Annotated in this window: 19 protein-coding genes; 11 read left to right on the top strand and 8 right to left on the bottom strand. The window is 31.4% G+C overall.

Annotated elements, in window-relative coordinates; translation table 11 throughout:
* Positions 1 to 2 precede the first annotated feature (2 nt).
* Both gpmA and ST1E_RS03260 read left to right on the top strand, forming a co-directional pair.
* Complete coding sequence (gene gpmA, locus ST1E_RS03265; protein ID WP_015389816.1) at positions 3 to 746, top strand: 2,3-diphosphoglycerate-dependent phosphoglycerate mutase; 744 nt, start codon at positions 3 to 5, stop codon at positions 744 to 746.
* Between the two features lie 105 nt (positions 747 to 851).
* Entirely contained in the window at positions 852 to 2,180 is a 1,329-nt protein-coding gene (locus ST1E_RS03260; RefSeq protein ID WP_235043585.1) for a S41 family peptidase, read from the top strand.
* Positions 2,181 to 2,183: 3 nt separating this feature from the next.
* Here ST1E_RS03260 and obgE read toward each other — a convergent pair whose 3' ends face one another.
* From obgE to rplU, 3 genes are all read right to left on the bottom strand, one after another.
* Positions 2,184 to 3,224, bottom strand: a complete 1,041-nt coding sequence (gene obgE / locus ST1E_RS03255; protein ID WP_015389814.1) for a GTPase ObgE — start codon at positions 3,222 to 3,224, stop codon at positions 2,184 to 2,186.
* 72 nt (positions 3,225 to 3,296) lie between these two features.
* A complete protein-coding gene (gene rpmA, locus ST1E_RS03250; RefSeq protein ID WP_015389813.1) occupies positions 3,297 to 3,557 on the bottom strand; it encodes a 50S ribosomal protein L27 in 261 nt (86 codons plus the stop codon).
* Positions 3,558 to 3,577: 20 nt separating this feature from the next.
* Positions 3,578 to 3,901, bottom strand: coding sequence for a 50S ribosomal protein L21 (rplU, locus tag ST1E_RS03245; RefSeq protein WP_015389812.1), 324 nt, complete (start codon positions 3,899 to 3,901; stop codon positions 3,578 to 3,580).
* 348 nt (positions 3,902 to 4,249) lie between these two features.
* Between rplU and ST1E_RS03240 the strand changes: the two genes are divergently transcribed.
* From ST1E_RS03240 to panC, 3 genes are all read left to right on the top strand, one after another.
* A complete protein-coding gene (locus ST1E_RS03240) occupies positions 4,250 to 5,197 on the top strand; it encodes a polyprenyl synthetase family protein (protein ID WP_015389811.1) in 948 nt (315 codons plus the stop codon).
* Positions 5,198 to 5,317: 120 nt separating this feature from the next.
* Positions 5,318 to 5,506, top strand: a complete 189-nt coding sequence (locus tag ST1E_RS03235) for a DUF3460 family protein (RefSeq protein WP_015389810.1) — start codon at positions 5,318 to 5,320, stop codon at positions 5,504 to 5,506.
* Between the two features lie 26 nt (positions 5,507 to 5,532).
* Entirely contained in the window at positions 5,533 to 6,396 is an 864-nt protein-coding gene (panC, locus tag ST1E_RS03230) for a pantoate--beta-alanine ligase (protein ID WP_015389809.1), read from the top strand.
* Between the two features lie 119 nt (positions 6,397 to 6,515).
* On the opposite strand, the gene hemL is transcribed toward panC, so the two are convergent.
* The gene (gene hemL / locus ST1E_RS03225) at positions 6,516 to 7,808 is read right to left on the bottom strand and encodes a glutamate-1-semialdehyde 2,1-aminomutase (protein WP_015389808.1); all 1,293 of its coding nucleotides are present in this window, start codon (positions 7,806 to 7,808) and stop codon (positions 6,516 to 6,518) included.
* Between the two features lie 532 nt (positions 7,809 to 8,340).
* Here hemL and ST1E_RS03220 point away from each other — a divergent pair.
* Together ST1E_RS03220 and ruvX are read left to right on the top strand one after the other, a co-directional pair.
* Positions 8,341 to 8,916 (top strand): YqgE/AlgH family protein, encoded by a 576-nt coding sequence (locus tag ST1E_RS03220; RefSeq protein WP_015389807.1) that lies wholly within the window; start codon positions 8,341 to 8,343, stop codon positions 8,914 to 8,916.
* Positions 8,909 to 9,325, top strand: a complete 417-nt coding sequence (gene ruvX, locus ST1E_RS03215; protein WP_041185980.1) for a Holliday junction resolvase RuvX — start codon at positions 8,909 to 8,911, stop codon at positions 9,323 to 9,325. Before ST1E_RS03220 ends, ruvX begins: the two co-directional genes overlap by 8 nt.
* Here the strand turns inward: ruvX and ST1E_RS03210 are convergent.
* The 4 genes from ST1E_RS03210 to ST1E_RS03195 all read right to left on the bottom strand — a co-directional run bounded on the left by ST1E_RS03210 (position 9,300) and on the right by ST1E_RS03195 (position 14,122).
* Positions 9,300 to 10,172 carry a symmetrical bis(5'-nucleosyl)-tetraphosphatase gene (locus ST1E_RS03210; protein ID WP_015389805.1) on the bottom strand — a complete coding sequence of 291 codons (873 nt, stop codon included), beginning with the start codon at positions 10,170 to 10,172 and terminating at the stop codon, positions 9,300 to 9,302. The two genes, ruvX and ST1E_RS03210, sit on opposite strands and share 26 nt — an antisense overlap.
* The gene (locus ST1E_RS03205) at positions 10,172 to 11,257 is read right to left on the bottom strand and encodes an LptF/LptG family permease (RefSeq protein ID WP_015389804.1); all 1,086 of its coding nucleotides are present in this window, start codon (positions 11,255 to 11,257) and stop codon (positions 10,172 to 10,174) included. Before ST1E_RS03205 ends, ST1E_RS03210 begins: the two co-directional genes overlap by 1 nt.
* A 59-nt stretch (positions 11,258 to 11,316) precedes the next feature.
* Entirely contained in the window at positions 11,317 to 12,171 is an 855-nt protein-coding gene (gene aroE / locus ST1E_RS03200; RefSeq protein WP_015389803.1) for a shikimate dehydrogenase, read from the bottom strand.
* Positions 12,172 to 12,241: 70 nt separating this feature from the next.
* Entirely contained in the window at positions 12,242 to 14,122 is a 1,881-nt protein-coding gene (locus ST1E_RS03195) for a ribonuclease catalytic domain-containing protein (RefSeq protein ID WP_015389802.1), read from the bottom strand.
* A 397-nt stretch (positions 14,123 to 14,519) separates the two neighbouring features.
* On the opposite strand from ST1E_RS03195, the gene aroQ reads away from it, so the two are divergent.
* The 4 genes from aroQ (at position 14,520) to ST1E_RS03175 (ending at position 17,790) form a co-directional block, all read left to right on the top strand.
* On the top strand, positions 14,520 to 14,954 hold the full coding sequence (aroQ, locus tag ST1E_RS03190; RefSeq protein WP_015389801.1) for a type II 3-dehydroquinate dehydratase: 435 nt from the start codon (positions 14,520 to 14,522) through the stop codon (positions 14,952 to 14,954).
* A gap of 78 nt (positions 14,955 to 15,032) precedes the next feature.
* Positions 15,033 to 15,455 (top strand): acetyl-CoA carboxylase biotin carboxyl carrier protein, encoded by a 423-nt coding sequence (gene accB, locus ST1E_RS03185; RefSeq protein ID WP_015389800.1) that lies wholly within the window; start codon positions 15,033 to 15,035, stop codon positions 15,453 to 15,455.
* 9 nt (positions 15,456 to 15,464) lie between these two features.
* Positions 15,465 to 16,811, top strand: a complete 1,347-nt coding sequence (gene accC / locus ST1E_RS03180) for an acetyl-CoA carboxylase biotin carboxylase subunit (protein WP_015389799.1) — start codon at positions 15,465 to 15,467, stop codon at positions 16,809 to 16,811.
* 49 nt (positions 16,812 to 16,860) lie between these two features.
* Positions 16,861 to 17,790: a 50S ribosomal protein L11 methyltransferase gene (locus ST1E_RS03175; protein ID WP_041185979.1), complete on the top strand. Its 930-nt coding sequence runs from the start codon at positions 16,861 to 16,863 to the stop codon at positions 17,788 to 17,790.
* Positions 17,791 to 17,840 lie beyond the last annotated feature (50 nt).

The following is a 17,840-nucleotide window of genomic DNA, read 5'->3' as shown; positions in this document are numbered from 1 at the left end:
ATATGTATAAGTTAGTATTAATGCGTCATGGTGAGAGTATTTGGAATGCTGAAAATCGTTTCACTGGTTGGGCTGATATTGATCTTACGGAAGCGGGGAAGATCCAAGCTTCATGTGCAGGACAGCTATTAAAAAAAGAAGGTTATGAATTTGATGTAGCATATTCTTCAATGTTGAAACGAGCGATACGTACTCTTTGGATTGTTCTTGATGTTATGAATATCATGTATACACCAACTAATTTAAGTTGGCGTTTAAACGAGCGTCACTATGGTCAATTACAAGGACTGAATAAGGCTAAAACAGCTGCTAAATTCGGAGAGGATAAGGTATTAATATGGCGAAGATCATACGATATAGCTCCAGATTCATTGTTATTTGATGATGAAAGGCATCCACGTTTTGATACAAGATATAAAAATATTGCAAGTAGTTTATTGCCTTCTAGTGAATGTCTAAAAGATACGGTTGATAGGGTAGTGCCTTTTTGGAATAATCATATTCTACCAGTTATAAAAGAAGGGAAAAATGTGTTTATAGTTGCGCATGGCAATAGCCTCAGGGCTTTAATAAAGCATATCGGGGCTATATCTGATAAAGATATAATGTGTTTAAACATACCAACAGGTCAGCCTATGGTATGCGAACTAGATAGAGAGTTCAACTTAACAGAATATCATTACTTAGGAGATCCTAGTGATATTGAAATGGCTGTTTCTGCTATTACATCACAGGGTAAGAAATAAACATTTATTGTATTATTTTGTATAATGTAGTTGTTATTAATAGCTATTAATGGTTTTAATTCGATTAATAATAAATTATTCATGATGTTTAGAAAACTTTGCTATTTGATTTTTTTCTTTTTTTCTGCTTTTGTTGTTATTTTTAATACTAGCAATAGCTTTTTAATAAATGATAATTCATCCATTTCTTTAGTGGAATTACAGAAAATTGTTAAAGCTTTTGCTATAGTAAAAGAAAACTACATGAAAGAAGTTGCTGATAATAGTATTATCAGCAATGCAATATCAGGCATGATCTCTAGACTTGATCCACATTCTTCATATTTAAATGCTGATGATTACAATGATATAAAATCAGTGACTCATGGAGAATTTGGAGGTCTAGGTGTAGAAGTAAGCTTTGAAGAAAACATGGGAATTAAGGTAATTTCTCCTTTGGACTTTACTCCAGCCGCAGCTGCTGGCATTATTCCTGGGGACTATATTGTTCAGATAGATGGTGTCTCAACCAGAGGGATGCCTCCTGCTGAGGCTATTAAGATGATGCGAGGTGAGCCTAAATCATCTGTTAATCTTACCTTATCAAGGGAAGGTCACAAGAATTATATAAATTTAAAAATACTTCGTGACATAATAAAAATTAATAGTATCACTTGTAACATTATTGACAATAATATTTTATATATTAGAATTACACAATTCCAAGAGAATACACTTAGTGATATGGTAAGAAATTTACATAATATAGTCGATAATAGTACTAAGTTGTCTGGAATAGTATTAGATTTAAGAAATAATCCTGGTGGTCTATTAAGTAGTGCTATAGGAGTCTCAGGAGTATTTCTAAAAAAAGGGTCTTTAGTTGTCTATACTAGTGGTAGAAATATTGAGTCTTGTCATAAATATTTTTCTGTGCCAGAAGAATATTCTATAAATGCTTCGGATGATTTAAAATTTTTGCCTACTTGGTTCAAGAACATAAAAATGATAGTTTTGGTCAATTCCGGATCTGCTTCTGCATCTGAGATTGTTGCTGGCGCTATGCAAGATCATTCTAGAGCAAAAATCTTAGGAAATAAAACCTTTGGTAAGGGTTCAGTTCAAGCAATAATTCCTTTAGATGATTCTTCTGCTATTAAATTAACAACTTCTTTGTATTTTACGCCTTCTGGTAGATCAATACAGGCAACAGGAATAATTCCTGACTATATAGTAAACGATACGCTTAGTGGTAATTTATTTTATGCGCAAAGAGAGTCGAATTTATATAATCATATTCAAAATAATAAAAATATTGATAATAAGTCTTACAATCAATATTGCGATGATATTTGTATCAGTAAAAATGTCAGTGATTTGAGCTTCGAATTCGGAAGCCCTAATGATTTTCAGTTGCAAAAAGCTATTAGTTTAATGTTAGATAATAATTTGTGATTGTTACATCGAATTTTTAATTTCAAGTTCAGAGTTGTGTTTATCTATATATATCTGTAATTCTTGAACTAGTTCTGTTAAACCCGATTTTTCTAAGGCTGATATCATGAAAATTGGATTATTCCAGTTTAATTTTCTACATATAATATCTTTAGATTTTTCAAAGTTCTGAGCAATATCTATTTTGTTTAATACTAACCAACGAGGTTTTAGCAATAATTCATAATCATACTGAGCTAGTTCGTCTGTAATTATATTAATATCTTTTACAGCTTTATCTATGGATAAAGTATCGTATTCTGAAATATCTACAATATGGAGCAAAATCCCAGTTCTCTTTAAATGCCTTAAAAAAACATGACCAAGGCCAACTCCTTTAGATGCTCCAGATATTATTCCTGGTATGTCAGCCACAACGAAACTTCTATTAACTGAAGTTCTAACCACACCTAGATTAGGATGTAATGTTGTAAATGGATAATCAGCTATTTTTGGTCTAGCATTTGATATTTTGGATATAAGAGTTGATTTTCCAGAGTTAGGCATTCCAAGAAGACCCACATCTGCAAATAATCTTAATTCTAGATTAATTCTACGAGACTCTCCTTTCGCTCCAAGAGTAAACTGACGTGGAGTTCTGTTTATACTAGATTTAAAGTGTAGGTTCCCAAGCCCCCCAGATCCTCCAGCAACTAATAATTCTACTTGTCCTTTTGTCTTTAAGTCCGCTATTACGTAGCCTGTATCTATATCTTTGATGATTGTACCTACTGGCATTTTTAAAAATATATCTTCTGCGGAAGCTCCATATCTATCAGAGCCTTTTCCATTCTTGCCGTTTTTAGCCCTATGAATGCGTGCATAACGGAAATCTATTAGCGTATTTATATTATTATTGGCAACTGCATATATTGATCCACCGCATCCACCGTCTCCACCATCAGGCCCTCCTTTTGGTATAAATTTTTCTCTCCTAAAGCTAGCTACACCATTTCCGCCGTCACCAGCTATTACTTCAATAGTAGCTTCATCAATAAACTTCATGTTATTTTTTTCATGTAGAAAGATGTAATAAATAATTTATTTGAGTAAATATAGATTTATTACATCAATGATTTATTTAGTGCTGATAACAGATACTGTTTGTTTTTTCAACGCTCCTTTTACGGAGAATTGTATCCTACCTTCCTTAAGGGCAAACAATGTATGATCTTTACCAATTCCAACATTTAATCCAGCATGAAAGCGAGTGCCTCTTTGTCTAACAATTATTGAGCCAGCAGTTATATGCTGATCTCCAAATGCTTTTACTCCTAAACGTTTTGATTCAGAGTCACGACCATTCCTAGTAGAACCGCCACCTTTCTTGTGTGCCATATCATTTAGTTCCTGTATGTTTAGATAGAATCATTAAAATTAATATCTTTAATAAAAATTTCTGTATATTTTTGCCTATGACCTTGGTGCTTTTGGTAGTGTTTTCTGCGTCTAATTTTGAATATTTTTACTTTATCATGTTTTCCATGATTTAGAATTGCAATTTTTACACTTGCTCCAGAAACTGTTGGTTGGCCAATAATCATTTTTTCTCCAGACTCTATCATTAAAACACAGTCTAGGGTGATCTCTTGTCCAATGTCAGCTGGTATCTGTTCTATTTTAAGTTTTTGGCCAATGGTAACTTTATATTGTTTACCACCAGTTTTTACGACCGCGTACATAGGATATTCCTCAAGATATAACTAAATCTCTATATTATTCGTGCTATTTTTTGTGTAAATAATTCCACACATGATCTTAATATTCAGCATGTTTGGATATATATTTAAATACGCACAATAAAATATATATAAATTATATATTTTATATATGACTGAATATTCTATTATTACAATGACAAAAAGTCAAAAATAATCCATAACTCAACAGTAATATTTTTATTAATATAAAAATTGGTAAAAATATCTCATAAGATTTTGCTATAAGTAATCATTGGTATAAAATCTGTTTTCTAGTAATGGAATTTTATTGTCTTATAATATTGGTGAATTTTGGATAAAGTTATTTTTATGAAGTCAATTAGCGATGATCTAAAAGAGGTTGATAAAATCATACGCGAGCAGTTGAACTCTGAGGTGGCTTTAGTGCGCACCATAGGGGATTATATAGTTAACTCTGGAGGTAAACGTATAAGGCCATCTATGGTCATAATTATAGCACTATCGCTAGGTTATAAAGGGATTAAACATCATTTATTGGCAGCAATAATAGAATTTATTCACACAGCTACGCTGCTGCATGATGATGTTGTTGATGAATCAGAACTACGTCGTGGACTAAGTTCAGCAAATTCAATATTTGGGAATGCAGCCAGTGTTTTAGTAGGTGATTATTTGTACTCAAAGTCGTTTGAGATGATGGTATCAACTGATTCACTACGTATTATGGAGATTCTTTCAAAAACCACTACTATAATAGCAGAGGGAGAAGTTCTACAGTTAATGAATATTAAAGATCCAGATACATCTCTTGAGAGCTATATGCAGATAGTACAATTTAAAACTGCAAAATTATTCGAAGCATCAGCACATGTTGGTGCAATTATTGCAGATGCTAGTTCAGATCAGGAAAATTGTGCTTCTATTTATGGTAGGCATATAGGCACATCTTTTCAATTAATCGATGATATACTTGATTATTCAGGGGATTCAGAAACTCTAGGCAAAAATATAGGTGATGATCTAAGAGAAGGAAAACCAACATTGCCATTAATAAGAGCTATGGCGGTTTGTTCTAAAAAGCAACGGGCTGTTTTACGTGAAGCTGTTCTCAGTGGTGATGCAAATCTAGTTGAGATAGTAAATATTGTTAATGATACAGATGCTCTACAGTACACGTCTAAATTGGCTGAAAATGAGGCTAGAGAAGCTCAGAAATCTATATTGAATTATCCTTGTTCTAAATATAAAGAAATTCTAATGGAATTGCCATTTATGTTTTTAAACAGAATCTCTTAGTTTTAATGGTAACAATTGTATAAATAATATTAATTTATGACATTACCAATAAACAGTGTGTTCAGTAGTCATTTATTGATGGTTTTTTTAAATTAAATCGAATTCAATAGGAATGTTAAAATGTCGAACAGTTATGAATCTGATATTACTCTTTTTTTAAGAAAGTACAATAAGACCCATCCATTATTAAAAAAGCAGCAGATTGACGGAAGACAAAGATTATGGGATAGGAAAATTGAAATTGATCTATTAAAAGAATTTGATTTGTCGAAAGTATCTCAAAAACCATATGTTTATCAAACAGATTAATGATTAAATAATTTAATTGCTCAATCATGAAAATAGTACACTCAATCTCGGATTTATGTAAATTTCTAGGTAACATAAACAAAAAAATTTCTTTTGTTCCTACAATGGGAAGTCTTCACAACGGTCATCTAAAATTAGTAGATTTGGCTAGAGAAACAAAAAATTTTGTTGTTGTGAGTATTTTTGTTAATAGATTGCAATTCGGTCCTAATGAGGATTTTGATAAATACCCACGTTCTATAGATAATGATATTAATATTTTAGCTAATCATGCTAAAACTGATTTGGTTTTTGTCCCTAACGAAAAAGAAATTTATCCAGAATTGCAAAATTTTTATATAAATCCCCCAAAGGAATTAGGTAGCATTCTTGAGGGAGAGATAAGAAAAGGGTTTTTTGTGGGAGTTTGCACTGTATTGATGAAATTATTTTCACTTATAAAACCAGATGTTTTAATTCTTGGAAAAAAAGACTACCAGCAACTAATAGTTGTTAGAAATATGTGTAAACAATTTTTATTACCAATAGATGTAATAGGTCATGAAATAGTTAGGAATGAGGCAGGGCTTGCTTTTTCTTCTAGAAACAAATATTTAGATAGGTATCAGATAGTAGCTGCCTCCATGTTGCATAGAGTTATAAGTAATATAAAACAACAGATTTTGAAAAACAATTATACTTCTAGAAATGATCTACTGGTTTTAGAATCTGAAGCAATTAGCAAGCTAGAAAAGCATGAGTGGTTGGTTAATTACATAACTGTACGTAAACAATCAGATCTCTCTATACCAAATGAAGACGATTTATCATGTATAACCAAAGTACCATTGGTTATACTAGGAGCTGCATATTTAGGAGATGTTCGCTTAATTGATAATTTAGAAATATAGGTATTTTAATTATCCTGGTAAAGCAAGATTTTTGTTTATATAAATATCTTGCTTTACTGTTATTTTTTAGAAATCAAATATTTACACATGTAATTTGCAAAATATTATTTTTTGTTGTGTTACATGTCTATTTTTTTCAATCTATTGAATACTTTCTCTGCTATATCTAAAGTTTTATGAATAACATTTTCATCGTGCGTAGACGATAAGAAACCAGCTTCAAAAGAAGATGGTGCCATGTAGACGCCTTCATCAAGCATTTCGTGGAAAAAATATTTAAATAATTCTGAGTTGCAATTTGATGATTCTATGAAAGATGTTGGTACTGAATCACTGAAGTATATACCAAACATACCTCCTATATAATCAGTAGAAAACTTGAGTCCAGCCTTTCTTCCTATATTTTGAAGCTCTGATGATAATAATTGTGTATTTTTAGACAAATTTTCATAAAAACCTGGCTTACTTAATTGTCTTAGGGTAGCAATTCCTGCCGCAACTGCAATTGGATTTCCTGATAGTGTCCCTGCTTGGTATACGCCACCTTGCGGTGCTAAATATTCCATTATATTTTTTCTAGCACCTATGGCGCCAACAGGCAATCCACCACCAATTATTTTAGCTAATGTAGTTATGTCTGGAGATACTCCAAATAATCCTTGAGCACACTCTGGACCAACTCTAAATCCTGTCATCACTTCATCGAATATTAGTAAAGAATCGTTTTGAGTGCAAATATCTCGTAAAAATCTTAAAAATCCTTCTTTTGGTTTTACGAGATTCATATTACCTGCAACCGGCTCAACTATAATACAAGCAATATCTTTACCATGTTGCTTAAATGCTTTTTCAACTGATTCTGTATTATTAAACTCCAATACTATTGTATCTTTTATAAAACTAGTTGGCACGCCAGAAGATGTAGGTTGACCTAAAGTCAAAAGACCTGATCCTGCTTTTACTAATAAACTATCAGAATGCCCATGATAACAGCCTTCGAATTTGATTATCTTAGTTTTATTAGTAAATCCTCTAGCTAGACGTATCGCTGTCATAGTAGCTTCGGTTCCTGAGCTAACTAATCGAATTTGTTCTATAGAAGGTATTCTTGAAATTATAAGTTCTGCTAGTTCTGTCTCTCCTTCGGTAGGAGCTCCAAACGATAATCCATTCTTAGCTGCTTCTATAACGGAATTTATAACTTCTGGGTTGGAGTGTCCCAAAATAGCTGGTCCCCATGATCCTACATAATCAATGTATTTATTTTCCTCAATATCCCAAATATATGGTCCGTATGCTTTTTTAATAAAACGAGGACACCCTCCAACAGATAAGAAGGCTCGGACAGGAGAGTTAACTCCACCAGGTATACATTTTTGAGCTCGTTCGAAAAGATCTTTATTAGAAATCATGGTATTAATATTTTTACTGTAAGAATGAAGTAACAACTCTGTAAGGAACTATTAATAAACTTCAATAAATGACCTTACAAAGGGCTGACTATGTCGTTTCCTTGTTTTTGTTTACAGTAAACGACAACTGATTACATTATAAGCTTATTAATTTTTATAATGCAAATTGCTTTATTTTATTTGATATAAAATTATTACTACATTCTTATGATATGTAGATGATTTTCTATTAGTCTTTTATATATTAAAAATTATTATTTAAGAGATGATGCTAAACATTTTCTATTTTTAGATATTAGCCAGTATAATTCTCAGAAATTTTCTTTTTATAGATGATAATGCATTATATGAAATAAAATATCAAACAGAATGTTACTATTATTACCTCGATTTATTAAAATATAAATTTAATTTGTAAGGCTAATAAAAAATTCCAGAAACATATTTATCTTTATATATTTTGTTTATATAAGGTTTTTAGTTTATAGATATATACTTAAAAAGTTTTTATATATTTAATTATAGGAATTATATGATTAAAGAAAAGAGCATTTCAATTAATTTGGTAGATCATTTTTTAATATCAACATCCTATGATTTAGATAATAGATTATCAGGATCGGTGATTTATATTTGCGAGCACAATTCCAAAGGAGCTTTAGGACTGGTTATTAATAAACCAACTGAATTTACGTTAGGTAATTTATTTGAGAAAATTAATTTAAAGCTAGAAATATCAACAATAAAGGATAAAACTGTATTCTTTGGTGGGGCTGTTCAGTCAGATTGTGGTTTTATTTTACATTCATGTAATGGCAATTATAGTTCTACTATAAAATTAGGGGAGCTGGCTTTGACAACATCTAAGGATATCTTGCAAGATGTAGCTAATGGTAAAGGACCAAACCGTTTACTAATTTCTTTAGGATATTCTGGTTGGGAAGCAGGGCAGCTTGAGGATGAGATATACAATAATGATTGGATAAGTGTGCCAGCTGATTCGAATATTATTTTTGATCTGCCTCCAAAAGAAAGGTATAGAGCCGCTTTAGGATTGTTGGGTCTTAAGGAGCAGACAAGTCTTGTAGATTATGCATGTTATGATTGAGGAAGTTATATTATCATTTGATTTTGGTATAAAAAAAATAGGAGTAGCATTAGGTAATACTTTGACCTTTGAATCTCGACCTTTAGAAATTATTAGATCTGAGAAAAACTCCGTTCGCTTTGATAGAATAGATTTCTTGTTGAGAGAATGGGGTGTCGATCATGTGATCATAGGACTTCCTTTAAATAAAGACGGATCTGATCAAGAAATGACGTCTAGATGTCGTCGTTTTGCTAATCAAATAAAGGGAAGATTCAATGTTAAAGTAGATTTTATTGATGAGAGATATTCTAGTATTGAGGCTCAAGCTTTACTTTCAAAGAATGACATCCTAGAAGATGCAGTAGCTGCTGCTGTAATACTAAAAGATTATTTGATAAATATTAAGAATGATTTATATAGTCGTTAATTTGTTTTCTGTTATCGAAAGGGACGCTTATTATTTTGCGGTCATTTAGCCTAACTGCTGTTAGGCTTCCTCCCCATACACAACCAGTATCTAAGCACATTAGATTTTTCTCGATATGTAAGCCTAGGGCTGACCAATGTCCAAAAATTATTGTAATATCTTTTGTTTTTCTGTTAGGTAGTTCAAACCAAGGTACTAGATTCTTATCTGTTTCTATAGCATTAGGACTTTTAATAGAAAAAATCATTTTTCCTTTTATCGTGCATAAACGAATTCTGGTTAATGCATTTGTAATTGTTCTAAGTCTTTTATTCCCTTTTAATTCGTCGTTCCAAATTAATGACGTATTACCAAAAATCTTTTTAATATTATCCTGCCAGTTTTTTTCACGTAGTAAATTTTGTACTTCAGATGCCAAAGATAATGTTTTTTTTATATCCCATTGAGCCATGACCCCAGCATGTACCATTAGATTATTATCTTCAAAATGGGCAAGTGGACGAAATCTCATCCAGTTTATAATGTCTAAAACATTAGGAGAGTTTAATATTTCTTCCAATGTGTCAGATCTAGATGCTTTTCTTAATCCAGCGAATGTAGCCAGCAAGTGTAGATCATGATTTCCAAGTACACATACATTTTTTTTATTCGAATTCATTAAGTATTCGATTGTCTGCAGTGATTTTGGGCCACGATTTATCATATCACCAGCAAACCATAATTCTATATTTTTATTGTCTGAAAATATTCTATGTGATAATAATATTCGTAATTGATCGTAACAACCTTGTACATCTCCAATTGCCCAAATCTCTTTTTTGTTAATATCACCATACTTTTCTAGCATTATATATTTTCTCTCTTCATAACTTTGTAAATGGATAAGGTAAGGATAAATATACTTGTAATTAAAGTTATTATTAATGGAAAATTGTAAAATGAACCAATTATTGGCAACAATTTAATGGTTACGAATAGAGTAATACCAGTAATTAATGTTTCAACTATTCTAGTTTTATTTTTACTTTTAGTAAGTTCAATGCTATTAGCAGCTACAGGTATCATAGTGAATAATAATAACAAATACGATATTTTATTGTACAATTCCCTTTCTTGTAAAATGGAAATTTTATTTCTCTTCTTATACCTATATAGTTCAAACATTGATATTCTATCTGTTGATAATTTACTGGTAACTAAAAATTCTCTATCTATATTTGTTTCATAGGATAAGTTTTTTGAAAAACTTGTATTTATATATTTCTTTTGAGGGTTATTTGTTAAATTTTCAAAAATAGGAACATTTATGTTTTTTACAGTTACATTCTGTAACACCAGACATTTTCTTATAAGTTGACCATGATCGGCAAAGTATATCTTTGAAAGTTTTTTGTTTTCATCAAATTCATATAAAGTAATTTTTTCAATTTCTCCGTTATGTATAATATTCTTTATATTAATTATTATATTTTTAGTATTTTTGAAGTCACTGATCCAGTATCCACTATCAAATTGATTATTATTTCGTTTTCCCTTAATTACTTGATTATTAAGATTTTTGATTTCAGCTATTGGTACTAAATACTCAGATAGAAATAAAGAAAATATTACTATTGGAATATTTATTAACCATAGCACAAGGATCAATTTGATATTGCTTATTCCTGATACATTAAGAACTATCCATTCATTGTTTTTTGATAACAAATTTATAGATAATGTAGTTCCTATTAAGATGCTAAGTGGTATTAAATCATATAGACGACCAGGAGTGCTCAAAATCTGAAAGTAAAGTATGCTAATAATAGATGAATCCTTACTTTCTATAGTTTCAATCAATGAAAAAATAGTAAATAAACTTATTAATGATAATAAGATTATAGTAAATGATCTATAATTATTTTTAGCTAAATAATAGGAAATATTGAACATCTAATTTAACTATAATATTCAAATTATTTATAATGATTAGCAACGTGTTTATAAATTGATTATTCGTTAGACATTAATTTTCTTATGTTTTCTAATACCGTTATTGTTTCTGGCTTTACATTGCACCAAATATAAAAACTCTCGGCTGCCTGTTCCACTAACATACCTAATCCATCTGAGCACTTCGTGGCTCCATCTAATCTAGCTTGACGCATGAAAGGAGTATCCTTTTTACTATACATCATATCGTATGCAAGAGAATTTCCTTTACAGTACAAGTTTCTAGGCAAATCTGGTGATATATTAGATAGACTACTTGTCGTAGTATTTATAACAAGATTCCAAGGCCCATTTTTATTGGCTTCTGTAAGTGGCCCGTAATTAATTATTTTTCTATCGTTATCTTTGCATTCCTCTACCAAGTTTTTCGCATTAACAACTGTTCTGTTAGCAATATTTATTTCAGAACAAGAAGTATTTATTAAGGTTTGAAATGCCCCTCTAGCAGCTCCTCCAGCTCCTACAATCAATATTCTAGCATTTTCAAAATTAAAACCTAGCCTAGTTAAATCTCTTAACAATCCTATTCCGTCAGTATTGCATCCATGTAGTACACCATCTTTTGTCCAAATCGTATTAATAGATTTAGCTAGCTTAGCTCTCTCTGATATACAATTACCATCTATTATTGAAAACGCTTTTCTCTTAAAAGGAACTGTAACATTTAATCCGTAACCACCTTCTGCAAAAAATTTTCTAACTGTTTCGTCAAAATATTCCTCTGATGAAAATATTTTCTCATAGGATATGGAGATGCCGTTTTGTTTTGCAAACATCATATGTATATCAGGAGAACGACTATGTGCAACAGGATTTCCAATTACTGCATATTTTTGTACTGCATATTTTTGCATTGAGGTATTCCCTATAAGTGTAAAATATTATTAGATTATTTTTATAATTTTATATAATCTGTCTCTAGTATCACTTTATGTACTTGCAGATTAACTTGCAATTTAACTCGTCAATATCTGTTATCTCTACTTCTATTATTGTGCCTTTTAGATTCTTGGGCATACCCATTATATCAGCGAATATCGGAACTTCACTTAATTTTACTAGATTGTCTTTAATTACATGTGCATTAGTTCTCTTTATTCCATTTTGGATTAACCATTTTATAGACCAATAATTTTCTATTTCGTTTTGAAAATTCGATATGGCTGAATACCTTATCTCGAATTCTTGTATTATGCTCAAAAGATCATTACCTCTACTTCTGAATGGAGAAAATAGTGGTGCTGCTATTTCATTTTCAACTATAGAAATTAATTGCCATTGATTAACAAGATCAATATATCTTCTTAATGGGGAAGTGCTCCATATATATTGAGGAACACCTATTCCAGAGTGTGGCAATGGTATAGTACCAATTTTTACTCTGCTCATTGGTTGTTGAGATCTATATATTCCAGGAACATTATATTTTTTTAATAATCCTCCCCATAGGTTATTTGCAAGAATCATGAATTCTGATACTACTAAATTTATAGGAGAGTTTCTTCTTCTTTTCTCTATATGTACTATGGAATTAGGGTCATTAGTATCTCCTTCAAGATAAAATGAGAAATCTGTATAAGAGTTATTATCTGGGAATCCTCTGTTGATTTGCCTTGCTGAATTTAGTTTCTTGGCAATTTTCCACAAAGGCCTTATCCAATGAGAGTATATTATATCTTTTTCTGGATTATCCAAATTAGATTCTGTATATTCTTCTTCTAGATGGTTAATTCGTAGATTTTCTTTTACTTTTACTAATTCAGTACAAGAGCGAGATTTAGTAATAATACAGTTTCTATCAAAAACAACATATAAAGATAAAGCTGGCACTTCTTTCCCTTTAGCTAGAGAGAATTTTTTTATTATCTCATCTGGTTGCATCTGTATTTTCTCACTAGGCATATAAACAGTAGATGCTCTAAACCTTGCATTCCTATCATATGTGCTGCCAGGGTTTATTCCTAATCCTGGAGCTGCTATATGTATTCCTACTTCTATTTCTCCATTTTCCAATTCTTTCACAGACAGCCCATCATCTATCTCGGTGGTATTTTTGTCATCTATTGAGTAAATTTCGTTGTCTGATAAATCTAAATTTTTAATCACCCTGATGTCATCAAACTCAGGAAAATCCAAACCATTAGGAAAATTTACATAAATAAATCTTTTTTTAAACAAAGTTAATGGGCTTGGCCAAGTTTTTAAAGATAAAAGCAGTTGTTCCGGAGACTTTTGGAGTTCTATACATGCTGCATTTAATGCTTTCCAGTAAATAGATTTCTTATCTGGATTAGTTATTAATAATTCTGCATTTTCGCAGATAATTTTAGGCAAAATACCATTTGTCATCTGGTTTTTTAGATACTCTTGTTCTTGCTCTATTAATTTTTTTTTCTCTATATTTATCAAAGCAGATGATATCGCAGACTGCGTAGCTGATATGTATTTGCCAGTACCTTTTTTATAGAAATATATGGGAGAATTATGTAATAAAATTAATACACTAACATACTCTATATTTGTTGGATTATGACCGAAATATTCTGTAGCTAAGTCTATAGCGTTAAAGTTGTTATTAGGAGAGCATTCCCATAAAAAATTTGTATCTATTTCTTTTGAAAGTATTACGGCTTCTTTCATTAATGTAAGTGGATCAGGACTGTCAAATTTAAACAAACAGTTAGATTGTTTAATTTTTATGTGTTTGCCATGTTCTGAAATTACTTGTAGGGTATTATCCGTTTCGGAGATTACGCTACCTGTTTTGAAGGCGTTGCCTTCATCATAGAAAACATACATATTCATGATTTATTCTGTATTTTAATGGGTAAATTATTATATTTATATATTGAGGTTATATTTTCATAAGGCCGGTACTCTATAAATTTATATCTTTTATGAAATATTACGGCATGATATTTGTCAACATTTTTTAGAATAACAGTTTTGCATATTACGATACATGATGTGTTTTCTTTAAGTTTTTGATTTATTGTAATTTATACTTTACATATTTTATGAAATATATTGTTAGATTTCTTTTAGAATAATACACAGACTATAATTATAGGTTATAATTCCGTTGGAGTTTTTCTAGTTATTAAAATACAGGATATTGTTATTTGAAACAATCTGCAGTGCTTCCAGCTAGATCGAAATAATTTGTTAAATATAATTTGTTATATACAATGGTAGCGTCTCAATGGCAAAAAACATATTAGTATTACATGGACCAAATTTAAATTTACTTGGAGTTAGAGAACCAACTATATATGGGAATATATCATTATCTACGATTGATAGCAGCCTTAGAAAAATAGCTTCTGAAGCTATGGTTGATATTTCAATAGTGCAGAGTAATCATGAAGGCCATCTTATTGATATAATTCATGATTCTCATTTAAAAAGAAATGATTTTCTTATTATAAATGCCGGTGCATATACCCATACCAGTATAGCATTGCGCGACGCGATATCTGCAGTTTCTATCCCTTTTATAGAAGTACATATATCTAATGTTTATAAAAGAGAATCTTTTAGGAGCTTGTCTTATTTGTCTGATATTGCAATAGGTGTTATCTCTGGTCTAGGGATTAGTGGATATGAATCAGCATTAAGATATGCTATAAATTACTAATATTATCTTAAAATTACTAGAGTAGTTAAAGACATATATTTATTACCGACACCTATTGGTTCTACTGTTGGGAAAAACATGGATTTTGAAAAAATAAAAAAATTAATAGATTTGGTTGCTGAATCAGATATTACAGAATTTGAAATAACAGAAGGGGATGGGAGGGTTCGTATAGTTAAGTCTTCCAGTTCTAATAATCATACTAGCCCAGTTACAGATTTGGTCGGCTCTACAGAAAAAAAAGTAGATAATGTTGTTATAGATAATTCTCACATTGTTAGAGCCCCAATGGTTGGGACCTTCTATCGCTCATCAAGTCCTGGGAATCCGCCTTTCGTAGACATAGGGCAAGTTGTTAAAGAGGGTGATCAGCTTTGCATTATCGAAGCTATGAAATTATTAAATGAGGTAGAGGCCGATAAATCAGGAGTGATAAAAGCAATATTGGTAGATAATGGTGAACCTGTCGAATATGGCCAACACCTATTTATTATTGATTAAAGAAGCAAAATGTTTGAAAAAATACTGATAGCAAACCGTGGCGAAATTGCATTGAGAATACAAAGAGCTTGTCGCGAGATGGGCATAAAAACCGTAGTGGTTCATTCTGATGTAGATAAAGATGCAAAGTATGTGCGCTTGGCAGATGAATCTGTGTGTATTGGTCCTGCTGCATCAAAAGATAGTTACTTGAACATGCCTGCTATTATTTCCGCTGCTGAAGTTACAGATGCAGAGGCAATTCATCCTGGATATGGTTTTTTGTCAGAGAATGCTGATTTCGCAGAGAGGGTGGAAAGAAGTGGATTTATATTTATAGGACCTAAACCTGAAACTATACGTAAGATGGGCGATAAGGTTTGTGCCAAAAGAATAATGATGTCTTCAGGCGTCCCGGTAGTTCCAGGATCTGATGGCGTCTTATCAGATGATCCGCAGTCCATATTAGATATAGCTAAGAAAATAGGATATCCAGTAATTATAAAATCAGCTGGTGGAGGTGGTGGCAGAGGGATGAGGGTTGTTTATACTGAAGCCGCGTTATTGAATGCAGTAGTTATGACTCGCTCAGAGGCAGAGGTAGCTTTTAATAATTCTAGTGTTTATATAGAAAAGTTTTTAGAAAATCCTAGACATATTGAGATCCAAGTTCTATCTGATGGTATTCGCCATGCATTATGGTTAGGAGATAGAGATTGCTCTATTCAGCGACGTCATCAAAAGATAATTGAAGAAGCGCCAGCTACTGGTATTCAGAGAAGACTGATTGAACGTATAGGTGATAGATGCGTTGATGCTTGTAGAAAAATTGGATATAGAGGAGCAGGGACCTTTGAGTTCTTGTTTGAAGATGGAGAGTTTTATTTTATTGAAATGAATACTAGGATTCAAGTAGAGCACACAGTTACAGAGCTTGTAACTGGCATTGACTTGGTACAGGAGCAGATAAAAATAGCTGCTGGAGAAAAACTTACATTAAGGCAAAAAGATATAAAAATCAGAGGACATGCTATTGAGTGTAGAATCAATGCAGAAAATCCATCTAATTTTTTACCTAGTCCAGGTAAAATAACAAATTGGCATACTGCTGGAGGTCCTGGCGTTAGAGTAGATTCACATGTTTTTGACGGTTATGTTGTTTCTCCATACTATGATTCTATGATAGCAAAGTTAATTACATATGGTGATAATAGAGATCAAGCGCTATCCAAGATGAAGGTAGCTTTGTCAGAAATGGTGGTAGAAGGAATTGATACAAATATTTCTTTGCATAGAGAATTATTACAAGATTCTAGATTTATTGAGGGCGGCACTAGTATTCATTATTTAGAGCAAAAGCTATCTCAGAGAATATAATAACCATTGTTAGTTCATAATAAATTATAAATATTTCTTGGAGTATTCTTTGCTGGAATTATCCTTTTATTGTAAAGCTGTTTACGTAGATTCTTTATCTGATGCATTCATGAATTTTGGTGCATTATCGGTTTCTATTGAAGATGCAGACGCAAATAGTTTGTCGGAATCCCCTATTTTCTTAGAGCCTGGTTTTTCAACAGATCATTTTCACTGGAACAGAAATAAGGTAAATGTTTTAATAAAAAAAGAAGAAAAATTTATAGGAATTTTAGATTCTGTTCTTAATTATTTAGGGATGAGTGATAAAGACATAGATTGTGTTTCGGTTGTTGATGTAGAAGAATTAGACTGGGTTTCATTAGTGCAGTCCAAGTTTTCTCCTATTTTTATAACAAAACGCATTTGTATAATTTCTAGTACTTATCAAAATGATATATCCAACACAAGCAGCACTAATAATCCATCAAATAATATTCATTATATAGAAATAAACCCAGGTTTGGCATTTGGAACTGGCAATCACCCAACTACTAGTCTTTGTATATCATGGCTAGATGATAATCTTAGAGAAGGTGATTCTCTACTGGATTATGGTTGTGGCTCTGGGATTTTAGCTATTACATCTTTAAAGTTAGGAGCTGGAAGAGTAGTGGCAGTAGACATAGATGATCAGGCTATCTCGTGCACAAAACATAATGCTATTATAAATAATGTTGATTTAACGGTTTGTAGTCCAGAAAATATGCCTTTAAACACGTATGGAATTGTTATAGCTAATATTCTTTCTAAGCCGCTACAATTAATATCTAGTAGTTTATCTTCAATGGTTCAACGCAATGGTTATTTAGTTTTATCTGGTATTCTTTCTAATCAGGTAGAAGAAGTTATATTAGCCTATTCACCAAATATTACTCTTCAAGTATGGAAAGAATTGGATGGTTGGGTATGTTTATATGGAAAGAATTTTATGGAATGAGGATTAGAGGCCTCATATTAAAATGATGCATGTTTTAAAAATATCTCTAA

It is taken from the genome of Candidatus Kinetoplastibacterium galatii TCC219 (assembly GCF_000340905.1).
Classification (GTDB): Bacteria; Pseudomonadota; Gammaproteobacteria; order Burkholderiales; family Burkholderiaceae_B; genus Kinetoplastidibacterium; species Kinetoplastidibacterium galati.
This window is presented reverse-complemented; position numbering and strand designations above follow the sequence as displayed.